General features: G+C 73.0%; 7 protein-coding genes. 3 read left to right on the top strand and 4 right to left on the bottom strand.

All coding sequences use genetic code 11. From position 1 onward, the window contains the following. Positions 1 to 5: 5 nt before the first annotated feature. Positions 6 to 5993, top strand: a complete 5988-nt coding sequence (locus tag AB0E62_RS32665) for a type I polyketide synthase (RefSeq protein ID WP_362202074.1) — start codon at positions 6 to 8, stop codon at positions 5991 to 5993. A gap of 285 nt (positions 5994 to 6278) precedes the next feature. Here the strand turns inward: AB0E62_RS32665 and AB0E62_RS32660 are convergent, their stop codons facing one another. Genes AB0E62_RS32660 through AB0E62_RS32645 form a run of 4 tightly spaced genes read right to left on the bottom strand, consistent with a single transcriptional unit; the run spans position 6279 to position 10180 of the window. Further along, a complete protein-coding gene (locus AB0E62_RS32660; RefSeq protein ID WP_081238288.1) occupies positions 6279 to 6473 on the bottom strand; it encodes a ferredoxin in 195 nt (64 codons plus the stop codon). Positions 6474 to 6501: 28 nt separating this feature from the next. Continuing rightward, on the bottom strand, positions 6502 to 7680 hold the full coding sequence (locus tag AB0E62_RS32655; RefSeq protein WP_362202070.1) for a cytochrome P450: 1179 nt from the start codon (positions 7678 to 7680) through the stop codon (positions 6502 to 6504). 32 nt (positions 7681 to 7712) lie between these two features. Then, complete coding sequence (locus AB0E62_RS32650) at positions 7713 to 8771, bottom strand: DegT/DnrJ/EryC1/StrS family aminotransferase (RefSeq protein WP_362202067.1); 1059 nt, start codon at positions 8769 to 8771, stop codon at positions 7713 to 7715. After that, on the bottom strand, positions 8771 to 10180 hold the full coding sequence (locus AB0E62_RS32645) for a glycosyltransferase (RefSeq protein WP_362202064.1): 1410 nt from the start codon (positions 10178 to 10180) through the stop codon (positions 8771 to 8773). The genes AB0E62_RS32650 and AB0E62_RS32645 overlap by 1 nt, the downstream gene beginning before the upstream one ends. A 221-nt stretch (positions 10181 to 10401) precedes the next feature. Here AB0E62_RS32645 and AB0E62_RS32640 point away from each other — a divergent pair, with 221 nt between their 5' ends. Further along, entirely contained in the window at positions 10402 to 19509 is a 9108-nt protein-coding gene (locus AB0E62_RS32640; RefSeq protein ID WP_362202061.1) for a type I polyketide synthase, read from the top strand. A gap of 45 nt (positions 19510 to 19554) precedes the next feature. Beyond that, the coding region (locus AB0E62_RS32635; protein WP_362202058.1) for a type I polyketide synthase at positions 19555 to 21392 on the top strand (1838 nt) is incomplete at its 3' end.

The following is a 21392-nucleotide window of genomic DNA, read 5'->3' as shown; positions in this document are numbered from 1 at the left end:
TCGCGATGGCGGACGACAAAAAGCTGGTCGAGTACCTGAAATGGGTGACGGCCGATCTGCACCGGACCCGGCGCCGACTGGAAGAGGCCGAGTCCGGCCACCACGAGCCCGTCGCCATCGTGGGCATGGCCTGCCGGTTCCCCGGCGGCGTCACCACCCCCGAGCAGCTCTGGGAGCTGGTCGCCGAGGGCCGCGAGGGGATCGTTCCCTTCCCGGCCGACCGCGGCTGGGACCTGGACCTGCTCTCCGGCGAGGGCCCCGGGCACAGCGCCACGCTCCGTGGCGGCTTCCTGCACGACGTCGCCGGATTCGACGCGGGCTTCTTCGGTATCTCGCCGCGTGAGGCCGTGGTGCTCGACCCGCAGCAGCGGCTGCTGCTGCAGACGTCGTGGGAGGCGTTCGAGCGGGCCGGCATCGATCCGGCGTCGCTGCGCGGCAGCCGCACCGCGGTGTTCGCCGGCACCGACGGACAGGACTACGCCTCGCTGGTGCTCGATTCCGTCGAGGATGCGGAGGGGCACGCCGGCACGGGCATCGCGGCGAGCGCGATCGCCGGCCGCCTGTCCTACACCTTCGGCCTCGAGGGCCCCGCGGTCACCGTGGACACCGCGTGCTCGTCGTCGCTGGTGGCGCTGCACCTGGCGGCGCAGGCGCTGCGGGCGGGGGAGTGCGACCTCGCGTTGGCCGGCGGCGTCACCGTGATGTCGACCGCGCTCCGGTTCGCCGGCTTCACCCGCCAGGGCGCGCTGGCGTCGGACGGGCGCTGCAAGGCGTTCGCGGACGCCGCCGACGGCACCGGCTGGTCCGAGGGCGTCGGCATGTTCGTGGTGGAGAAGCTGTCCGACGCGCAGCGGCTGGGCCACCCGGTCTGGGCCGTGGTGCGCGGCTCCGCCGTCAACCAGGACGGTGCGTCCAACGGCTTCACCGCTCCCAACGGCCCGTCCCAGCGACGGGTCATCGAGCAGGCGCTGGCCGCCGCCGGCCTGTCCGCCGGCGATGTCGACGTGGTCGAGGCGCACGGCACCGGCACCCGGCTCGGCGACCCGATCGAGGCGCAGAGCCTGCTCGCCACCTACGGCCAGGACCGCGAGCGGCCGGTGCTGCTCGGCTCGGTGAAGTCCAACATCGGGCACACGCAGGCCGCGGCAGGCGCGGCCGGCATCATGAAGATGGTCATGGCGATGCGGCACGGCGTCGTCCCGCGGACGCTGCACGTGGACGCGCCCTCGTCCCACGTGGACTGGACGGAGGGCGCGGTCGAGCTGGCGACGGCCGCCACGCCGTGGCCGGAGACCGGACGTCCGCGCCGGGCCGGTGTGTCGTCGTTCGGCGTGAGCGGCACCAACGCGCACACGATCCTGGAACAGGCGCCCACGGAGGACGCGGCCACGCAGGACACGCCGGAGAGCGCGCCGGAGACGCCGGTGATCCCGTGGGCGCTGTCGGCGAGGACCGCCGCGGCACTCCGCGATCAGGCGACCGCGCTGGTGGAGCGCGTCGGGCGGGAGCCGGACTGGAACGCCGCGGACGTCGCGGCGGCGCTCACCGCACGCACCCGGTTCGAACACCGCGTGGTGACGACCGGCCGCACGCGGCGCGAGCTGGCCGAGGCGCTCTCGGAGTGGGCCGCCGGCGGCGCGGCGCGGGGCGCCGTGGCCGGCACGGTGGCGCGCGGGCGGTTGGGGATCGTCTTCACCGGACAGGGCTCGCAGCGCCTGGGCATGGGCCGCGAGCTGTACGAACGCTTCCCGGTCTTCGCCGAGGCGTTCGACGCCGTCGTCAAGGAGTTGGGCACAGAGGTCCGCGACGTGATGTGGGGCGAGGACGCCGAGGTGCTCGCCCGCACGCGCTGGTCGCAGCCGGCGTTGTTCGCGCTGGAGGTGGCGCTCTACCGGCTGGTGGAGTCGTGGGGCGTGCGCCCTGACTCCCTGGGCGGTCACTCGCTGGGCGAGATCACCGCCGCACATGTCGCGGGTGTCCTGTCGCTGGCCGACGCCTGCCGCCTCGTGACCGCGCGGGCGGAGCTGATGGGTGCGCTGCCGGAGGGCGGCGCGATGCTCGCCGTATCGGCGGCGGAGGCCGACGTGGTCGCCGTGCTCGGCGAGGGGGCGACCGTCGCGGCGGTGAACGGGCCGGCGGCGACCGTCGTAGCGGGCGAGACGGAAGCGGTGGAGCGGGTCGCCGCCGCGGCGGCCGAGAAGGGCTGGAAGCACAAGCGGCTGCCGGTGTCGCACGCGTTCCACTCGGCGTTGATGGACCCGATGCTCGACGGCTTCGCCGCCGCCCTCGCCGACATCACGTTCGCGCGGCCGACGACCGGCCTCGTATCCGGCGCCCCGACCGACCCCGGCTACTGGGTGCGGCACGTCCGGGAGCCGGTCCGGTTCACGGACACCGTCACCGCCATGGCCGAGGAGGGCGTGACCACCTTCCTGGAGCTGGGGCCCGACGGCACACTCTCCGCGATGATCGCGGCGACGGTCGACGCCGGCGCCACGGTGCCGATGCTGCGGCGGGACCGTCCGGAGGAGGAGTCGGCCGTCACCGCGCTCGCCACCCTGCACACCCGCGGCGTCGCCGTCGATCTGCGCGCGGTGCTGCCGCCGGCGCGGCCGGTGGATCTGCCGACCTACCCCTTCCAGTACGTCCGCTACTGGCCACAGGCCCGCTCCGGCGTGGCCGACGTCACGGGCGCCGGTCTCGACTCGGTGGCCCACCCGCTCCTCGGTGCGGCCGTCGGACTCGCCGACGGTGACACCCTGCTGACCGGACGGCTGTCCCTGCGCACCCATCCGTGGCTGGCGGATCACGTCGTGGCCGGCACCGTCGTGCTCCCGGCCACCGCCTTCGCGGAGCTGGCGTTCCGTGCGGCCGACGAGGCCGGCTGCGACACCGTCGAGGAACTCACCATCGCGGCCCCGCTCGCTCTGCCCGAGACCGGCGCGGTCGCGGTGCAGGTACGGGTCGCCGCGGCCGACGAGCGGGGACGCCGCCGCATAGGCGTGTTCTCCCGCCAGGACGCGATCGGCGGCGAGTGGCTGCCCCACGCCACCGGCACCCTCACCTCCGGCGGCGTGCACGGCGCGACCGTGGCGTGGCCGCCGCGCGACGCCGAACCCGTGGACATCGGCGCGCACTACGACGGCTCCGGCTACGGCCCGGCGTTCCAGTGCCTGCGCGAGGTCCGGCGGGCCGGCGACACCGTGTACGCCGAGGTGGCGCTGCCGAACTCGATCGGGGACGCCGCGGACTTCGGCGTGCACCCGGCACTGCTCGATTCCGTGGTGCAGGCGGTCGCGTTCCTGCCGGAGGCCGCCGGCCGCGTGCTGGCGCCGTTCTCGTGGGAGGGCGCCACGCTGCACGCCTCCGGGGCGGCGCTGCTGCGCGTGGCGATCACGTCACTCGGCGGCGACGCCGTCTCCGTCACGGCGGTCGACGCGACCGGCCGCCCCGCGGTGTCCGTGGCGTCGCTGGCACTGCGTGAGCACGTCGCCGCCGGGCCGGTGCGGCCGGAGTCCGACTGGCTGTTCCGCCTCGACTGGACGCCGGTCGATGTCGCCCCGGTGACGGGCGGGCGATGGGCGGTGCTCGGCGCCGACACCATCGGCCTCGGTGCCGCGCTGGTGGGCGCGGGCTGCGACGTCGTCGGCTACGGCGACACCGTTGACGCAGCACTGGCCACTCGGCCCGACCTCGTGCTCGCGCCCGTCACGGGTGACTCGGTGCAGGAGGCCACCGCAGCGGCGCTCGGCCTGCTCACGTCCTGGCTGGCCGACGAGCATGCCGACGACGTGCCGCTCGTGCTGGTCACCTCCGGTGCGGTGGCCGGCGCGGACGTTCCCGCGGCGGGCGTGTGGGGCCTCGTGCGGGCGGCCCAGGCCGAGAACCCGGGCAGGTTCCTGCTGCTCGACGTCGACGACACGGAAGCGTCACGGCTGCTCGTCGCCGCGGCGCCCGGCCTGCTGGACGACGGTGAGAGACAGGCCGTCCTCACCGACGGCGCGGCCGCCGTCGCACGGCTGGCGCGGTTCGGCACCGCGCCGGAGCCCCGGGCGTGGGATCCGGACGGCACGGTCCTCATCACCGGCGGCACCGGTGGCCTCGGCAGTGCGCTGGCCCGGCACCTCGTCGCGGAACGGGGCGTGCGCAAGCTGCTGCTGGTCAGCCGGCGCGGCCCGGAGGCGCCGGGAGCGCGGGAGCTGGCGGACGAGCTGATCGAGCAGGGCGCCGACGTCACGCTGGCGGCGTGCGACGTGGCCGACCGCGACGCGGTGGCCGCCCTCCTGGCCGGGCACCCGGTCCGGGCGGTCGTGCACACGGCGGGCGTGCTGGACGACGGCGTGCTCGACACGCTGACGCCGGAGCGGCTGGCGGCCGTGCTGCGGCCGAAGGTGGACGCGGCGCAGCACCTCGACGAACTCGTCGGCGACGTGGACGTGTTCGTGCTGTACTCCTCGCTCTCGGGCGTGATGGGCGGCGCCGGCCAGGGCAACTACGCGGCCGCCAATGCCGCCCTGGACGCCATCGCGGCCCGGCGCCGCGCCGCCGGACGCCCCGCGTTGTCGCTGGCATGGGGCGCCTGGGCGCAGGACGCCGGCATGACGGAAGCGCTGTCGCAGGCCGAGATGCGGCGGATGGCGAACTCGGGCTCGATGCCGCTCACCGTGGCGCAGGGCATGGCCCTGTTCGACGCAGCGTCCGCCACCGACGAGGCGCTGCTCGTGCCGTTCGCGGTGAAGCCCGGCGCGAAGGGCGGACCGGCCACGCACCCGATCCTGCGCGGCCTGCTGAGGGCACCGCGCCGCCGCGCCGCCGCGGACGCGTCCGAGGTGTCCACGGCGACGCTGCGCGACCGGCTGAGCGGGCTCTCCGCCGCTGACCAGGAAACGGTGCTGGGTGAGTTGATCACCGACTACGCGGCGGCCGTGCTCGGCCATGCCGACGCGAGCGACATGGACCCGGAGCGTGACTTCCTGGAGGCCGGCTTCGACTCGCTGATGTCGGTGGAGCTGCGCAACCGGCTCGCCGACACGGTCGGTCTCCGGCTGCCCGGCACGGTCGTACTCGACCACAAGACGCCTGCCGAGCTGGCCCGGTGGCTGCGTGGCCAGCTCGCCGAGCACGTCATCCCGGCCCCGGCGACCACGTCCGGGCAGTCCGGCGACACCGTCGGCAAGGTGTACTTCGACGCGGTCCGGGCGGGCAAGGTCGACGAGGGCTGGGAGCTGCTCAAGGCCATCGCCCTCACCCGGCCGCTGTTCGAGGCGCCCGCCGAACTGGAGGAGCTGCCCGAGCCCGTCACCCTCGCGGACGGGCCGGCCGGGCCGCGGCTGATCTGCATCAGCTCACCCGTGTCCGTCGGCGGTGCGCACCAGTACGCCCGTATCGCCGCCCACTTCCGCGGCGACCGCGGTGTGCAGGCGTTGCCACTGGTCGGGTTCGCGGCGGGGGAGAGCCTGCCCGGCTCGGCACAGGCCATCACACGGGCCGTCGCGGAAAGTGTGCTGCACGCCGGCGACGGGAACCCGTTCGTGCTGGTCGGTCACTCGTCGGGCGGTGCGCTGGCCCTGGCGGTGGCCGGGCTGCTGGAGAGCATGTGGGGTGTGCGCGCCGACGGCGTGATCATGCTGGACACGCTCAGCCTGCGGCACGAGCACGGGGACAGCGTGGACTACCGGCAACTGGCCAGGAGGTTCATGGGCGAGACGGACTCGGCCACCGTGACGGTGGACAGCAACCGGCTGTCGGCCATGGCGCACTACCTCAACCGCATGTCCGCCCTGGAGGTTCCGCCGACCACCGCGCCGACGTTGCTGGTGCGTTGCAGCGTGCCCCTGCTCGGTGACCCCGACGCGAGCGTGGAGCACGGGCAGCAGGAGTTGCTCGTCCCCGCGGAGACGGTCCGCACCATCGACGCCGACCACTTCTCGCTGGCGCAGCGGGACTCCCACGTCACGGCGACCGTCATGAAGGAGTGGCTGGCCACACTGTGACTCCGTGACCGCGGTCGGCCGGGGCGCCGTGGCCGGCGCCCCGGCCGACCGCGGTCCGCGCGTGGCACCGCTCGTCGAGGACTCCGCCACGGCTCGGACGCACACGACGCACGACAGGCAGCCGCAGGAAAGACAGCCGCACGAAAGACACAGCGTGCGCCCGCGAGCCAGACGCGGGCGCACGCTGTGCGGCAGGGAACCGAGGAGGGCCGGGGACCGGAAGCGGAGCACAGGCCGCCGCGCTGGTCCCCGGCCCTGCCGCGGCCGTGGGAGTGGGAGAACTCCCTAGCGGATGAGAGTGATCGTGCCGGACGGGCAGACCTGCGCCGCCATCTTCGCGGCGGCGGCCTGCGTGTCGTCCGGCTCGGCGTCCAGCACCTCCACCAGGCCGTCCTCCTCGCCCTGGTCGAACAGCGCCGGTGCCGTCAGTACGCACTGGCCCGCACCGACGCACCGGCTCCTGTCCACATTGATCTTCATGACTTCGTTCCTCCCGGACTCAGCGGACTCACCAACGGACGGGCAGCTCGTGCAGGCCGAACAGGGTGCCGTCGTACTTGAACGGCAGGGCCGCGACGTCCGCGTCGATCGCGAGCGTCGGCACCCGGCGGAACAACGTCTGGTAGACGATCTCCATCTCGGCACGCACCAGGTTCTGCCCGAGGCACTGGTGCACGCCGTAGCCGAACGCGACGTGGTGGCGCGCGGCCCGGCCCGGGTCGAACTCGTCGGGCCGCTCGAAGCTGTCCAGGTCGTGGTTCGCGCCGGCGATGAGCGGGATGACACCCTCCCCGGCCCTGATGAGCTGGCCGCCGATCTCGACGTCCTCGACCGCCACGCGCAGCGCGACCAGGTCCGCGACCGAGTGGTAGCGCAGCAGCTCGTCCACCGAGCGGTCGTCGCCGATCCACTGCGGATTCGACAGCAGGGTCACCACACCGAGCGCGATGTTGTTCGCCGTGGTCTCGTGCCCGGCGATCAGCAGCAGCATGATGACGCCGGTCAGCTCCTGCGGGGTCAGTACCGCGGACTCCAACAGCCGGGAGACCAGGTCGTCGCCCGGCCGCTTCTGCTTGACCTTGATGAGCCTGCCGATGTAGCGCAGCAGTTCCCGGACGGCCGCACTCCGCTCGTCCTCGGTGGTGGTCTTCAGATTCACCAGCGTCTTGGTGCGTGACTCGAAGAACTCCCGGTCCACGAACGGCACGCCCAGTATCGTCGAGATCACCAGTGACGGCACCGGCAGCGCGAACTCGGCGACCAGGTCGGCGGAGTCACCGAGGGACAGCAGGTGGTCGACGCAGCGGTCCACGGTCTCCTGGATGAGCGGCCGCCACTCCCTGATACGCCGCACGCTGAACTCGGGGATCAGTGCCTTGCGGAACCTGCCGTGCTCCGGCGGATCGATGCCGACGAACCAGCCGGGGATCTGCTCCTGCGTCGGCACGCCGCCCGTCCGCGCGACGTCGGGGAAGCCCTCGCGCGCGGGATTGGAGCTGATCCGGCGGTCGGTCAGCACGGTGCGCACGTCCTCGTGCCGCGACACCAGCCACACGGGGCTGCCCGTCGGCAGCACCGAGCGGATCAGACCGGGCCGCTCGCGGAAGTCGGCGTACTGACGTGGCGGGAAGGGTTCGCCGGGCAGCCGTACCGGGAACTCCGTCACTTCGGGTTCGGACAGCGTCATGTGCACTCGTCTCATCGGGATCGGGGCGCCGGTCAGCCGGCGCCGTAGAAAGCACGGACCTGGCTGACGATGAATTCCTGGTCGCTCGCGGTCAGATCGGTGTAGGTCGGCAGGTACACGCCGTCCAGACTGAACCGGGTGGCGTTGAGCGTCGGCCACACCGGGTCGCGGTACATGGGCTGCCGGCTCATGGGATTGAAGAACACGCGGGTCTCGATGCCCTCGGCGGCCAGGTGCCGGCACAGCTCCTCGCGCCGCTCCGCCCGCAGGTCGTACAACCACAGCACGTCACGCGGCGGCATCAGGGTGATCCCGTCGATGCCGGCCAGTCCCTCGTCGTAACGGCGTTCGATCTCCTTGCGGGCGCTCAGGATCTCGTCGATCCGTTCCGCCTGGGCGAGCGCCACCGCACCCTGCAGCGCGGTCATCCGGAAGTTGTAGCCGATCCTCTTGTGCAGGTAACTGCGGTCCTTGGTGAACGCCATGGAGCGCAGGTGCGCCATCTGTCCGGCCAGCCGGGGGTCGTTGGTGAGGCAGACGCCGCCCTCGCCCGCGGTTATGATCTTGTTGGCGAACAGTGAGTAGCACGCGACGTCGCCGACCGGCATGATGCCGTGCGCCTCCGCGAAGTCCTCCACCACCCGCAGGTTGTACTCGAAGGCGATGTCCATGATCTGGTCCATCGCGCAGCGCCGGCCGTCGACGTGCACCGGCATGATCGCTCTGGTGCTGGAGGTGATCTTCTCCTCGATCAGGTCCGGGTCGATGTTCAGGTCGTCCCGGCAGTCCACGAACACCGGGGTGGCGCCGGTGTAGGTGACCGCCCACGCGGAGGCGACGAACGTCATCTCCGGCACGATGACCTCGTCACCGGGGCCGATGCCCAGGGCGCGCAGAGCAAGGGTGAGCGCCGCGGTGCCCGACGAGCACGCTACGCCGTGCGCCATGTCGTTGTACCGGGCGAACGTCTCCTCGAAGCGCCGGACGTGGGCCCCGTGCGCGGAGATCCACCCGCTGTCGACCGCTTCGGTCACGTACGCCAGTTCGGCCCCTGTCATGCTCGGCCGGGAGACCGGGTACTTGATTCCCATCAGGTCCTCGCTTGTTCGTCGGTGGCCGGATGTCCGGTCAGGGCAGGCAGATTCAGCACCAGGTCCGTGGCGGCGGCCGCGCCGCCTGCCGCCCGCAGGAGTTCGCCGAAGTGGCGTGCGCGCTCGCCGAACGACGGCTCGTCCAGCACCCGGGCGATGGCCCGCTCGATGTCGTCGACGCCGGTCCGGTGCGGATCGATCGTGAGGCTCACGCCGAAGTCCTGGCCGCGCACCGCTTGGTCGTGGCAGTCGACCCACAGCGGACGGACCACCATCGGCTTCCCGAAGTACAACCCCTCGTGGAAGCCGTTGCCGCCTCCATGGGTGACGAACAGCTTCACATTCGGATGCGCGAGCACGTCCAGCTGTGAGGGAACCCAGCTCTCTATGCGTACGTTCGCCGGCAGCGGCCCGTCGGGCAGCAGGTGCTGCTGGCCCTTCGGCAGCTTCCACAGGAAGTGGGTCCGATCGGCGAGCCTGCGAGCCACCTCCAGCACGTCCGAGACATGCGCGGCGGTCAGGCGTGTGGTCGTGCCGAGGCCGACGAACGTGACGGACTCGCGCTCCGACAGCCAGTCGCCGAGGCCCTCGTCGTCGGGAGCCTGCGGCAGCGGCGGGATCAGTGCGCCCACCATCCGCATGTTGTCCGGCACCGTGAACGGGTAGTCCAGCTCGGCAAGCGAGGTGACCAGCACGAGCTCGGCCCGGTCGATCTTCGCCATGAAGCGACGCGCCTCCGGGTCGATACCGAGCTCCTCACGGGTGAGCTTGTCCTTCCTGAGCATCCGCATCATGGAGGGACGGAGGAAGATCCCCATGGTGCGCCACCGGAACAGTCGGTTCTCGATGCGCTGGCGCAGGGTCATGTTCACGGACAGCCCCGAGTGCGGCACCGGGAAGTCGGCGTTCGTGTACGCCTTGCCGAACGGGGTGTAGGAAGTGACGTAGTTGCTGGGCAGGAACGGCACGACCAGCACGTACGGGATCTTGCGGGTGATCGCGACGTCAATGGCGTACGCGGTGAGGCTTTCGATGATCATCAGCGCGGGCTTCATCTCCTCGACGATCTCGAGGAGCCGCCTGTACTTGTCGACGTGCAGCGCCGGATCGTAGGTGTGACGGATGATGGCGGCGTGCGCGGCGAACCGCTTGGGGCCCGTGACCTCGGCGTAGACGTCCTCGTCCCACGTCAGGGCCGACAGCTCCGGCACCACGTCGCCGAGTGGGGCGAACCGTACCGTCGACTCGCCGGCCAGCGCCTCGATGTCGCCCCGGCGTTCTTCGTCGGTGGCGAACCACAGGTCCGGGACACCGCGCCGGGCGAACTCGCCCGCGATCGTCTGGACCGGGTTGAACAGACCGCTCTCGGGGAGGCTGACGAACAGGATCGGCCGCGAGCTGGATGACATGAGCAATACCTTTCGGGCGGGCTTATCCACGGGCGGGACCGGTGTTGCGCCCCCGAGAACCCGTTTATCCCATCGCCGGCGGCCGGAATTCCCTAGATCGGCGACGGCGGCGCAGGTCACCCGCGCCGCCGTCGCACCTGTAGGGAAAAACGGGTTGGGCCGCGCCTACGCTCCACCGCTGAGTCCCTGTCGTACCTACCGGTCTGAGGTGGTCCCGCGTCATGAGCGAAGCCGGCAACGAGAACCCGGAAGTGATCGACCCGGTGGTCATCGTCGGTACCGCGTGCCGCCTTCCCGGCGGTATCGACTCGCCGGAGGAGCTGTGGCGCCTGCTGTGCGACGGTGAGGACGTCCTCGGCCCGTTCCCGACGGACCGCGGCTGGGACCTCGACGCGCTGTACGACCCCGACCCCACGGCGCCGGGCCGGAGTTACGTGCGCGAGGGCGGGTTCCTCGCCGGCGCCGCCGAGTTCGACGCCCCGTTCTTCGGGATCTCACCCCGTGAGGCCGAGGCGATGCACCCGCAGCAAAGAGTGCTGCTGGAGGTCGTGTGGGAGGCGCTGGAGCGCGCGGGCGTGGACCCGGTGACGCTGCGCAACACCGCCACCGGCGTGTTCGTCGGCGCGGAAGCGCATGAGTACGGGCCGGGACTGACCAATGCGCACGGCGCCGAGGGCCATCTGCACACGGGCACCGCGGGCAGCGTCGCCTCCGGCCGTATCGCCTACGAACTGGGCCTGCGCGGACCCGTGCTCACCGTCGACACGGCGTCGTCCAGCTCGCTGGTCGCCCTGCACCTCGCGGTGCGGTCGGTACGCGGCGGGGAATGCGCGCAGGCCATCGTCGGCGGCGTCACGGTCATGCCGACCCCGGCCGCCTTCGTCGCGTTCAGCCGGCAGCGCGCACTGTCGCCCGACGCGCGGCCGAAGCCCTTCGGCGCGGACGCGAACGGCACCGCGTGGAGCGAGGGTGCCGGTGTGCTGTTCGTGGAGCGCCTGTCGACGGCACGCGCCGAGGGGCATCAGGTGCTGGCCGTGGTGCGGGGTTCGGCGATCAACTCCGACGGTGCCTCAGCGGGACTCACCGCTCCGAGCGAAGAGGCGCAGCGCGAGGTCGTCGTCGCGGCACTCGCCGACGCGGGCATGCTTCCGTCCGAGGTGGATGCCGTGGAGGCGCACGGCACCGGCACCCCGCTCGGCGACCCGATCGAGGCCCGTGCGCTCATCGCCACCTACGGACAGGACCGCGACCGGCCGTTGTGGACGGGGTCGCTCAAGTCCAACCTGGGCCACACCCAGGCCGCGGCCGGCGTGCTCGGCGTGGTGAAGATGGTCGAGGCCCTGCGGCACGGCGTCCTGCCCGCCACCCTGCGCGCCGAACCGCCGACGCCGCACGTGGACTGGTCGTCCGGTGCGGTCGAGCTGCTGACACGGCAGCGTGACTGGACGAGCGGTGACGCCCCGCGACGGTGCGGCGTGTCGTCCTTCGGGTTCAGCGGCTCCAACGCCCATGTCCTGCTGGAGGAGGCCCCGCCCGCGCCCGCCCCGGCGCAACGGGAGACCGTGTCGGACCCGGCCGCGTTGCCGCTGGTGCTGTCGGCACGCTCCGCCGCGGCGTTGCGCGGCCAGGCCGCCGGCCTGGTCGGGCTGGAGGCCGATCCACGGGACCTCGGACATTCGCTGGTGACGACGCGTTCGCTGTTCGAGCACCGGGCGGTGGTCGTCGACCGTGACGGGCTGGAGGCGTTCGCCCGGGGCGAGGAAACACCCGCTGCCGTCCACGGTGTGGCGGACGCCGAGGGCCGGACCGTCTTCGTGTTCCCCGGCCAGGGCGCCCAGTGGGCCGGCATGGGCGCACGGCTGCTGGACGAGTCGCCGGTGTTCGCCGAGCGGATCGGCGCGTGCGCGGCGGCGCTGTCGGAGTTCACCGACTGGTCGCTGGTGGACGTGCTGCGTCAGGCCGAGGGCGCGCCGAACCTCGATCGCGTGGACGTGGTGCAGCCGGTGTCCTTCGCGGTGATGGTGTCGCTGGCGGCCTTGTGGCGTGCGCGGGGTGTGCGTCCGGACGCGGTCGTCGGTCATTCGCAGGGTGAGATCGCCGCCGCCGTCGTCGCCGGAGCACTGTCTCTCGAGGACGGTGCGCGGGTGGTCGCGCTGCGCAGCCGGGCCATCGCCCGCCGGATCGCGGGCGAGGGCGTCATGATGTCGGTGCCGCTGCCGGTGGAGCGCGTCGAGTCGCTGCTGCCCGCGGACGGGTCCGCGCAGATCGCGGCCGTCAACGGGCCGGCCTCGGTCGTCGTCGCCGGTGCGCCCGCCGCGCTGGAGACGCTGTTCGACACCTTGACCGCCGACGGTGTGCGAGTGCGGCGTATCGATGTCGACTACGCCTCGCACACGGCGCAGGTCGAGAAGATCCAGGAGGAACTGCTCGAACTGCTCGCACCGGTCCGCTCCCGCACCGCGGAGGTGCCGTTCTTCTCGACGGTGACCGGCGAGTGGCTGGACACCGAGACGATGGACGGCGACTACTGGTACCGGAACCTGCGCAGCACGGTGAACTTCGGGCCCGCGATCGCCACGCTGCTCGACGAGGGGCACCGCGCGTTCATCGAGTGCAGCCCGCACCCCGTGCTGCGCGTCGGCATCGCCGAGGCGATCGAAGCGGCCGGCGTGCGGGCCGTCGTGACGGGCACGCTGCGCCGTGGCGAGGACGGCCTGGACCGCGTGTACGCGTCGTTCGCCGAGGCGTTCGTGCGGGGTGTGCCGGTGGACTGGGCCGGCCTGTACGAGGGCGGCCGCCGGATCGACCTGCCCACGTACGCGTTCGACCGCCGCCGGTACTGGATGGCCGGTCCCGGTGCCACGGCCGCGCCCGTGCGCGAACCGGAGCCCGCCGCCGTGGTCGAGGTCCCGGCGCTCGAACGCACGGCGCTCCTCGACACCGTCCGGGCACAGGCCGCCACCGTGCTGGGGCACACGGACGCGGCCGCGATCGACACCTCCCGTGAGTTCCGTGCCCTCGGCTTCGACTCGATCACCGCCGTCGACCTCCGGGAGCGGCTCGTCGCCGCACTCGGCATCGCGCTGCCCACGTCCGTCGTCTACGACCACCCGACGCCCGACCGGCTCGCCGACTTCCTGCTCGCCTCCGTCACCGGCGAGACCGAGGAAGCCACCGGCACCCCGGTCGCCGCCGACGAGCCGATCGCGATCGTCGGCATGGCGTGCCGCTTCCCGGGCGGCATCGCCGGCCCCGAGGACCTGTGGCGGGTCGCCGCCGAGGGGCGGTGCGTGGTCGGCGACTTCCCGACCGACCGCGGCTGGGACCTGGACGCACTGTTCGGCCCCGGCCCGGACGGCACACCCGCCGTCGCCACCCGCTCGGGCGGCTTCCTCCCCGACGCGGCGGGCTTCGACGCCGAGTTCTTCGGTATCTCGCCGCGTGAGGCCAAGGCGATGGATCCCCAGCAGCGCCAGCTGCTGGAGACCACCTGGGAGGCGCTGGAGCGCGCCGGCCTCGACCCGGCCTCCCTGCGCGGTACCCGGACCGGCGTGTTCGTCGGCACCTTCGGCGGCAGCTACGAATCGTTGCTCGGCCGGCGTGACGACGCCCGCGGCTTCGTCATGACCGGTACGACGCCGAGTGTCATGTCGGGCCGGACGGCGTACGTGCTCGGCCTGGAGGGCCCGGCACTGACCGTCGACACCGCGTGTTCGTCGTCGCTGGTGGCGCTGCATCTGGCCGCACAGGCACTGCGGGCCGGGGAGTGCGGGCTCGCGCTGGCGGGCGGCGTGACCATCATGTCCACGCCCGACAACTTCGTGGAGTTCACGCGGCAGGGCGGCCTGGCCGCCGACGGCCGGTGCAAGTCGTTCTCCGACACGGCCGACGGTACCGGCTGGTCCGAGGGCGTCGGCGTGCTGGTACTGGAGCGGCTGTCCGCCGCCCGCGCGAACGGACACCGGGTACTCGCCGTCGTACGTGGCTCGGCCGTCAACCAGGACGGCGCCTCCAACGGCCTCACCGCACCGAACGGGCCCTCGCAGCAGCGGGTGATCCGTGCCGCGCTGGCCAACGCGGGCCTGCGTCCGTCCGACGTGGACGCGGTCGAGGCACACGGCACCGGCACGAGGCTCGGCGACCCGATCGAAGCCCAGGCCCTGCTGGCGGCCTACGGCCGGGACCGGGAGACGCCGCTGCTGCTCGGCTCCCTGAAGTCCAACATCGGCCACACGCAGGCCGCCGCGGGTATCGCGGGCGTCATCAAGATGGTGCAGGCCATGCAGCACGGCATGCTGCCGCAGACCCTGCACGTCGAACAGCCGTCGTCGCACGTGGACTGGTCGGCGGGTGCGGTGAACCTGCTCACCGAGGCCGCACCGTGGCCCGACACGGACCGGCCGAGACGCGCGGCGGTCTCGTCGTTCGGCATTTCCGGCACGAACGCCCACGTCATCCTGGAGCAGGCCGCCCAGCCGGAGCCCGCGTCCGAGACCAACGGTGTCCTGGTTCCCTGGGTGGTGTCGGCGCCCACGCCGGAGGCGCTGCGCGCGCAGGCGGCGCGGGTCGCGACCGCGTCCGGCGGTGCGGCCGACGTGGCGCTGTCCCTGGCCGGCACCCGCACGCACTTCGCGCATCGTCTCGCCGTGACCGGCCGGGACGGCGACACCCTGCGGGCCACGCTGGCCGGCCCGACCGACGCGGTCCAGGGCTCGGTCGTCCAGGGCAAGCTGGGCGTGCTGTTCACCGGCCAGGGCTCGCAACGCCTCGGCATGGGCCGCGGCCTGTACGAGCGGTTCCCCGCGTTCGCCACGGCGTACGACGAGGTGATCGCGGCACTGGGCACCGAGGTGCGGGACGTCATGTGGGGCGAGGACGCGGCGGAACTCGACCGGACCCGTTGGACACAGCCCGCGCTGTTCGCGCTGGAGGTCGCCCTGTACCGGCTCGTGGAGTCGTGGGGCGTCGAGCCGGACATGGTCGGCGGCCACTCGGTCGGCGAGATCGCCGCCGCGCACGTCGCCGGTGTGCTGTCGCTGGCCGACGCGGCGACGCTCGTGCTCACCCGGGCCGGCCTGATGCAGGCCCTGCCCGAGGGCGGGGCGATGCTCGCCGTAGAGGCGACCATGCGCGAGGTCTGCCCGCTGCTGATAGAAGGAGTGTCCGTCGCGGCCGTGAACGGGCCGGCGTCCGTCGTGGTGGCCGGCGTCGGCGAGGTGGTCGCGAAGATCCGCGACACCTTCACCGAGCAGGGCCGCCGCACGAAGCTGCTGCCGGTCTCCCACGCCTACCACTCGCCGCTGATGGACCCGATGCTGGCAGCCTTCGGCGAGGCGCTGGAGGGTCTGACGTTCCAGGAGCCGCGCATCCCGTTCGTGTCGGCGCTCACCGGACGGATCGACGCGCCGGACAGCGGCATCTACTGGGTGCAGCACGTACGGCAACCGGTGCTGTTCACGGACGCCGTACGGGCGATGGCCGACGCGGGTGTCCGCACCGTGCTCGAACTCGGACCGGACGGCACGCTCAGCGCCCTGGTGCCCGACGCCGTCGGCGACGCCGACGTCAGGGCGATCCCGCTGCTGCGTCGTGACCGGCCCGAGGAGGAACGGGCCGTCACCGCGCTGACGGAGCTGCACGTGCGCGGCACGGAGGTGGACTGGGCGGCCTTCCTGGCGGACACGGGGGCGCGAACCGTGGCCCTTCCCACCTATGCGTTCCGTCATCAGCGCTTCTGGCCGGACGACGGCGAGACCGGTGACGTCGTCGGCGCGGGTCTCGAACAGGCAGGCCACCCGTTGCTCGGTGCGGTCGTCCGACTGGCGGACGGCGGCGGTGTGCTGCTCACCGGCCGGCTGTCCGTCACCGTGCAACCCTGGCTCGCGGACCACGTGGTCGGCGGCCGGATCCTGTTCCCGGGCACAGGCTTCGTGGAGCTGGCGCTGCGCGCCGGCGAGGAGGCCGGCTGCGGACGGCTGGACGAGCTGACGCTGGCCGTACCGCTGGTGCTGCCCGCGCGCGGCTCGGTCCCCGTACAGGTCGCGGTCGGTGCGGCCGAGGACGGCCGCCGCCCGGTGAAGGTGTCCTCGTGGGCCGACGGCACCTGGACGCTGCACGCCACCGGACACCTCGCGGCAAACGCTCCCGCGGCGGACACGGCGTTCGCGCGGGACCAGTGGCCGCCGGCCGGCGCGCAGGCCCTGCCGCTGGTCGACTGCTACGAGCGGCTGGCCGCGATGAACCTCGACTACGGCCCGGCGTTCCGGGGCGTGCGCGCGGTGTGGCAGCGGGACGCCGAGGTGTTCGCGGAGGTGGCGCTGCCCGAGGCGGTGGCCGACCGGGAGGGCGCCTTCGGCCTGCACCCGGCGCTGCTCGACGCCGCCGTGCAGGTCGCGTTCCTCGGCGGCATGGGCGTGCCGCCCGGTGCCCTGCCGTTCGCCTGGGAGGGAGTGTCCCTGCCGGCCGCCGGCGCGGCAGCGCTGCGGGTCCGCCTGGCCCCGAACGGCCCGGGCGTGTCCATCACGGCCGCGGACGTGTTCGGTGAACCGGTCGCGGCCGTCGAGTCGCTGACGTTGCGGGCGGCCGGCACGCCCGCCGGGGTTCTCGCGTACGACTCGCTGTTCGCGCTGGACTGGACGCCGCTGCCGGAGGCCGGGGCGGCCGAGCCCGCCGCGGTGCTGGAGTTCGGGCCGGCCACCGGCGACATGGCGGCGGCGGCGCACGCGGCGGCGGCCAGGGCGCTCGAAGCCGTGCAGGAGCGGCTGTCCCGCGACAGCGAGGAACCGCTGCTGTTCGTGACACACGGCGCGGTGTCGGGCGACGATCCGGCCTCGGCCGCCGTGTGGGGCCTGGTACGGACCGCTCAGACCGAGAACCCCGGCCGCTTCCTGCTGCTGGATCTGCCGGAGGGCGCGGACCTCCCGGCGGCGTACGGCGTGCTGGCGGCGTCCGGCGAACCGCAGGGCTGGGTGCGGGACGGCGTCGTGCACGCCGCCCGGCTGGCGCGCCTCGGCGCGGACGCGGGCCTGCTGCCGCCCGGCGGCAGCGGATGGCGGCTGGACATCCCGGAGCGGGGCAGCATCGACGAGATCGCACTCGTCCCGTATCCCGAGGCCGAGCGCGAACTGGCCGACCGGCACGTGCGCGTACGGGTGCGCGCGGCGGGCGTCAACTTCCGGGACGTACTCAACGTCCTGGGCATGTACCCCGGCGACCCGGGCGCGCCCGGCGCCGAGGGCATGGGCGAGGTCGTCGAGGTCGGCCCCGAGGTGACGGGCGTGCGCGTCGGCGACCGCGTCATGGGCATGATCACGGGTGGCTTCGGCCCGCTGGCGGTCGTGGACGAGCGGTTGCTCACGCCCGTGCCGAGGGCCTGGCCGGACGAAGTGGCCGCAGCCGTCCCGCTGGTGTTCCTCACCGCCTACCACGGTCTCGTCGACCTGGCGGGACTGCGCGGCGGCGAACGCGTACTCGTCCACGCCGGTGCCGGAGGTGTGGGCATGGCCGCGATCCAGCTGGCGCGGCACCTGGGCGCCGAGGTGTTCGCCACGGCGAGCGAGGGCAAGTGGGACACCCTGCGCTCCCTCGGCGTCGCGGACGACCACATCGCCTCCTCCCGGACACCCGACTTCGCCGGGACGTTCGGCAGGGTGCTGGGCGAGCAGCGGATCGACGTCGTGCTCAACTCGCTGGCCGGGGAGTTCATCGACGCGTCCCTGGGCCTGCTCGCCGAGGGCGGCCGTTTCGTGGAGATGGGCAAGACGGACCTGCGTGACCCCGCCGGCCTGCCCGGTGTGAGATACCTGCCGTTCGACTTGATGGTGGTGGACCCGGACCGCATCGCCGGCATGCTCGGCGAACTGCGTGAGCTGTTCGAGGCCGGGGCACTGGCGCCGCTCCCGGTGCGATCGTGGGACGTGCGGCGTGCGCGCGACGCGTTCCGCTACATGAGCCAGGCCAGGCACATCGGCAAGATCACCCTCACCATGCCGGCCGGGCCCGCCACCGGCGGCACGGTCCTCGTCACCGGCGGCACGGGCGGCCTCGGCAGCAGGCTCGCCCTGTATCTGGCCGGCCAGGGCGTGGCCCGTATGGTGCTCGCCTCACGCCGCGGCCCGGCGGCGGACGGCGTGACAAGGCTGCGCGAGGAACTGGCGGGCCTGGGTGCTCAGGTGCGGGTGGTCGCCTGCGACATCGCGGACGGCGACGCCACCCGTGAACTGGTCGCGGGCATCCCCGATCTCACGACGGTCGTGCACGCCGCGGGCGTGCTCGACGACGGCGTGGTCGGCTCGCTCACACCGCAGCGGCTGGCGACCGTGCTGCGGGCGAAGGCCGACGCGGCCTGGAACCTGCACGAGGCGACCAAGGACCGGCAACTCGCCCACTTCGTGACGTTCTCCTCGGTCATGGGTGTCATCGGCGGCGCCGGCCAGGCCAACTACGCTGCCGCCAACGCCTTTCTCGACGCACTGGCCGCACACCGCCGTTCGGCGGGGCTGCCGGCCCTCTCACTGGCCTGGGGCGCGTGGGCACCGGGCGCCGGCATGACCGCGACGCTGTCCGATGCGGACCTCGCGCGCATGGCCCGCGACGGCATGGCCCCGCTGACGACGGAGCAGGGCATGGCGTTGTTCGACGCGGCGCTGGCCGTCGACGCCCCGGTGCTGGTGCCGATGCGGCTGGAGCCGTCCAGGCTGCGCACGAGGAGCGACGCACCGGCCGTGTTGCGGGGTCTTGCCGGAACCGGCCGCCGTACCACCGCCTCCACCGCGGCGGCGGAGGTCGCCACCTTCGCATCGCGCCTCGCCGGCGCGGCTCCCGACGAACGCCTCCGGCTGGTGCTCGGCACCGTCCGGACCGAGGCCGCCGCCGTCCTGGGCCACGGCTCGCCGGCCGCGATCGAGCAGTCCCGCGAGTTCCGGCAACTCGGCTTCGACTCGCTCACCGGCGTCGAGCTGCGCAACCGGCTCAACACGGTCACCGGCCGCCGGCTGCCGTCCACGCTGCTGTTCGACTACCCGACTCCGTCGGCACTCGCGGAGTACCTGCGGGACGAACTGGCGCCCTCCGCCGGGCCCGAGGCGGCCGGGACCGGCACGCCCCTTCAGGAGCTGGACCGGCTGGAGGCGGCCCTCGCGGCCGCCGGCCCCACGGCCGACCACGCGACGCTGGCCGACCGGCTCGAGCAGCTCGGCCGGCGGCTGCGGCAGGCGCAGACGGACACGGCCGGACACGTCGACGAGATCGATGCCGACAAGATCAACTCGGTTTCGGTCGACGAGCTGTTCACGATCATCGATGGCGAGCTGGGCATCCCCCAGGACTGAACCCGCCCACCGCCCCCCGTTCGTTGATGGAGAAGAGGACCTGCGATGGATGACCACGGCCAGCAGGAAAAGGTTGTCGAGTATCTGAGGCGTGTCACGGTCGACCTGCGCACCGCCCGCCAGCGCATCGAGGAAATGGAGCTGAAGGGACGCGAGCCGATCGCGATCGTTGGCATGGCGTGCCGGTACCCGGGCGGTGTGCGCTCGCCGGAGGACCTGTGGCAACTGGTCGTGGACGGCATCGACGCGGTCACCGAGTTCCCGGCGGACCGCGGCTGGGACCTCGATGCCCTCTACGACGCCGATCCCGGGCACGTGGGCACGTCCTACGCGCGGTCCGGTGGCTTCCTCCACGACGCGGGCGACTTCGACGCCGAGTTCTTCGGGATGAGCCCGCGGGAGGCCATGGCGACGGACGCGCAGCAGCGGCTGCTGCTGGAGACGTCGTGGGAGGCGCTGGAGCGGGCGGGTATCGACCCGGTGTCGCTGCGCGGCAGCCGCGCCGGCGTGTACGCGGGCGTGATGTACAGCGACTACCGGGAACTGCTCGCCGACGACGGCTTCGAGGGCTACCGCACCAACGGCAGCCTGCCCAGCGTCGCCTCGGGCCGCGTGGCCTACACGCTGGGGCTCGAGGGTCCGGCGGTCACGGTCGACACGGCGTGTTCGTCGTCGCTGGTGACGCTGCACCTGGCCGCGCAGGCGCTGCGCAACGGCGACTGCACGCTGGCGCTGGCCGGCGGCGTGACGGTGATGTCCACGCCCAGCACTTTCGTGGAGTTCTCGCGCCAGCGCGCCCTCTCCGCGGACGGCCGCTGCAAGGCGTTCTCCGACGCCGCCGACGGCACCGGCTGGGCCGAGGGCGTCGGCGTGCTCGTGCTGGAGCGCCTGTCGGACGCACAGCGGCTCGGCCACCCGGTGCTCGCGGTGGTGCGGGGTTCGGCGGTGAACCAGGACGGTGCGTCGAACGGACTCACCGCACCGAACGGCCCGTCGCAGCAGCGAGTCATCAAGCTGGCGCTGGACAGCGCCGGGCTGGCAGCCTCCGATGTGGACGTCGTCGAGGCGCACGGCACGGGCACGGAGCTGGGCGACCCGATCGAGGCACAGGCGCTGCTGGCGACCTACGGCCGTGACCGTGAGACGCCGCTGCTGCTGGGTTCGGTGAAGTCGAACATCGGGCACACGCAGGCGGCGGCGGGTGTCGCCGGCGTGATCAAGATGGTGATGGCGATGCGGCACGGGCTCGTGCCGAAGTCGCTCCACGCCGACACACCGTCGTCCCATGTCGACTGGTCGGCGGGTGCGGTGACACTCGCGGCGGAGGCGAGCCCGTGGCCGGCGGTGGACCGGCCGCGGCGGGCGGCGGTGTCCTCGTTCGGGATCTCCGGCACCAACGCGCACACCATCCTGGAGCAGGCGCCGGACGCCGGGCCGCGCGCCGAAGCGCCGGTCGACGCAGTGGTGCCGTGGGTGCTGTCCGGGCACACGCCGACGGCGCTGCGCGCACAGGCGGAGCAGCTGGCACTGCGGCTGGACACGGGTGCGCACCCGGCGGACGTCGGCCTCACCCTGGCCACCGGCCGGGCACACCTCGCGCACCGGGCCGCGTTCGTCGGCCGTGACGGCGCCGACCTGGCGGCGAAGCTGGCGTCCTGGACCGGCATCGAAGGGGAAGCCGGTGATGGTCGGTTGGGGGTTGTGTTCACGGGTCAGGGTTCGCAGCGGTTGGGGATGGGGCGTGGGTTGTATGCGCGGTTCCCGGTGTTCGCGGAGGCTTTTGATGCTGTGATCGCGGAGTTGGGTGCGGATGTGCGGGGGGTGATGTGGGGTGAGGATGCGTCGGTGCTGGACCGTACGGGGTGGTCGCAGCCGTCGTTGTT

Source organism: Streptomyces sp. NPDC038707, assembly GCF_040636485.1.
Lineage (GTDB): Bacteria > Actinomycetota > Actinomycetes > Streptomycetales > Streptomycetaceae > Streptomyces.
Note: the sequence above shows the minus strand (reverse complement) of the source record. Positions and strands in the feature narration are given on the sequence as shown.

Coding starts and splice junctions, on each gene's coding strand:
- AB0E62_RS32645 (WP_362202064.1), bottom strand. CDS start 10,180: ATGTCATCCAGCTCGCGGCCGATCCTGTTCGTCAGCCTCCCCGAGAGC.
- AB0E62_RS32640 (WP_362202061.1), top strand. CDS start 10,402: ATGAGCGAAGCCGGCAACGAGAACCCGGAAGTGATCGACCCGGTGGTC.
- AB0E62_RS32660 (WP_081238288.1), bottom strand. CDS start 6,473: ATGAAGATCAATGTGGACAGGAGCCGGTGCGTCGGTGCGGGCCAGTGC.
- AB0E62_RS32650 (WP_362202067.1), bottom strand. CDS start 8,771: ATGGGAATCAAGTACCCGGTCTCCCGGCCGAGCATGACAGGGGCCGAA.
- AB0E62_RS32655 (WP_362202070.1), bottom strand. CDS start 7,680: ATGACGCTGTCCGAACCCGAAGTGACGGAGTTCCCGGTACGGCTGCCC.
- AB0E62_RS32665 (WP_362202074.1), top strand. CDS start 6: ATGGCGGACGACAAAAAGCTGGTCGAGTACCTGAAATGGGTGACGGCC.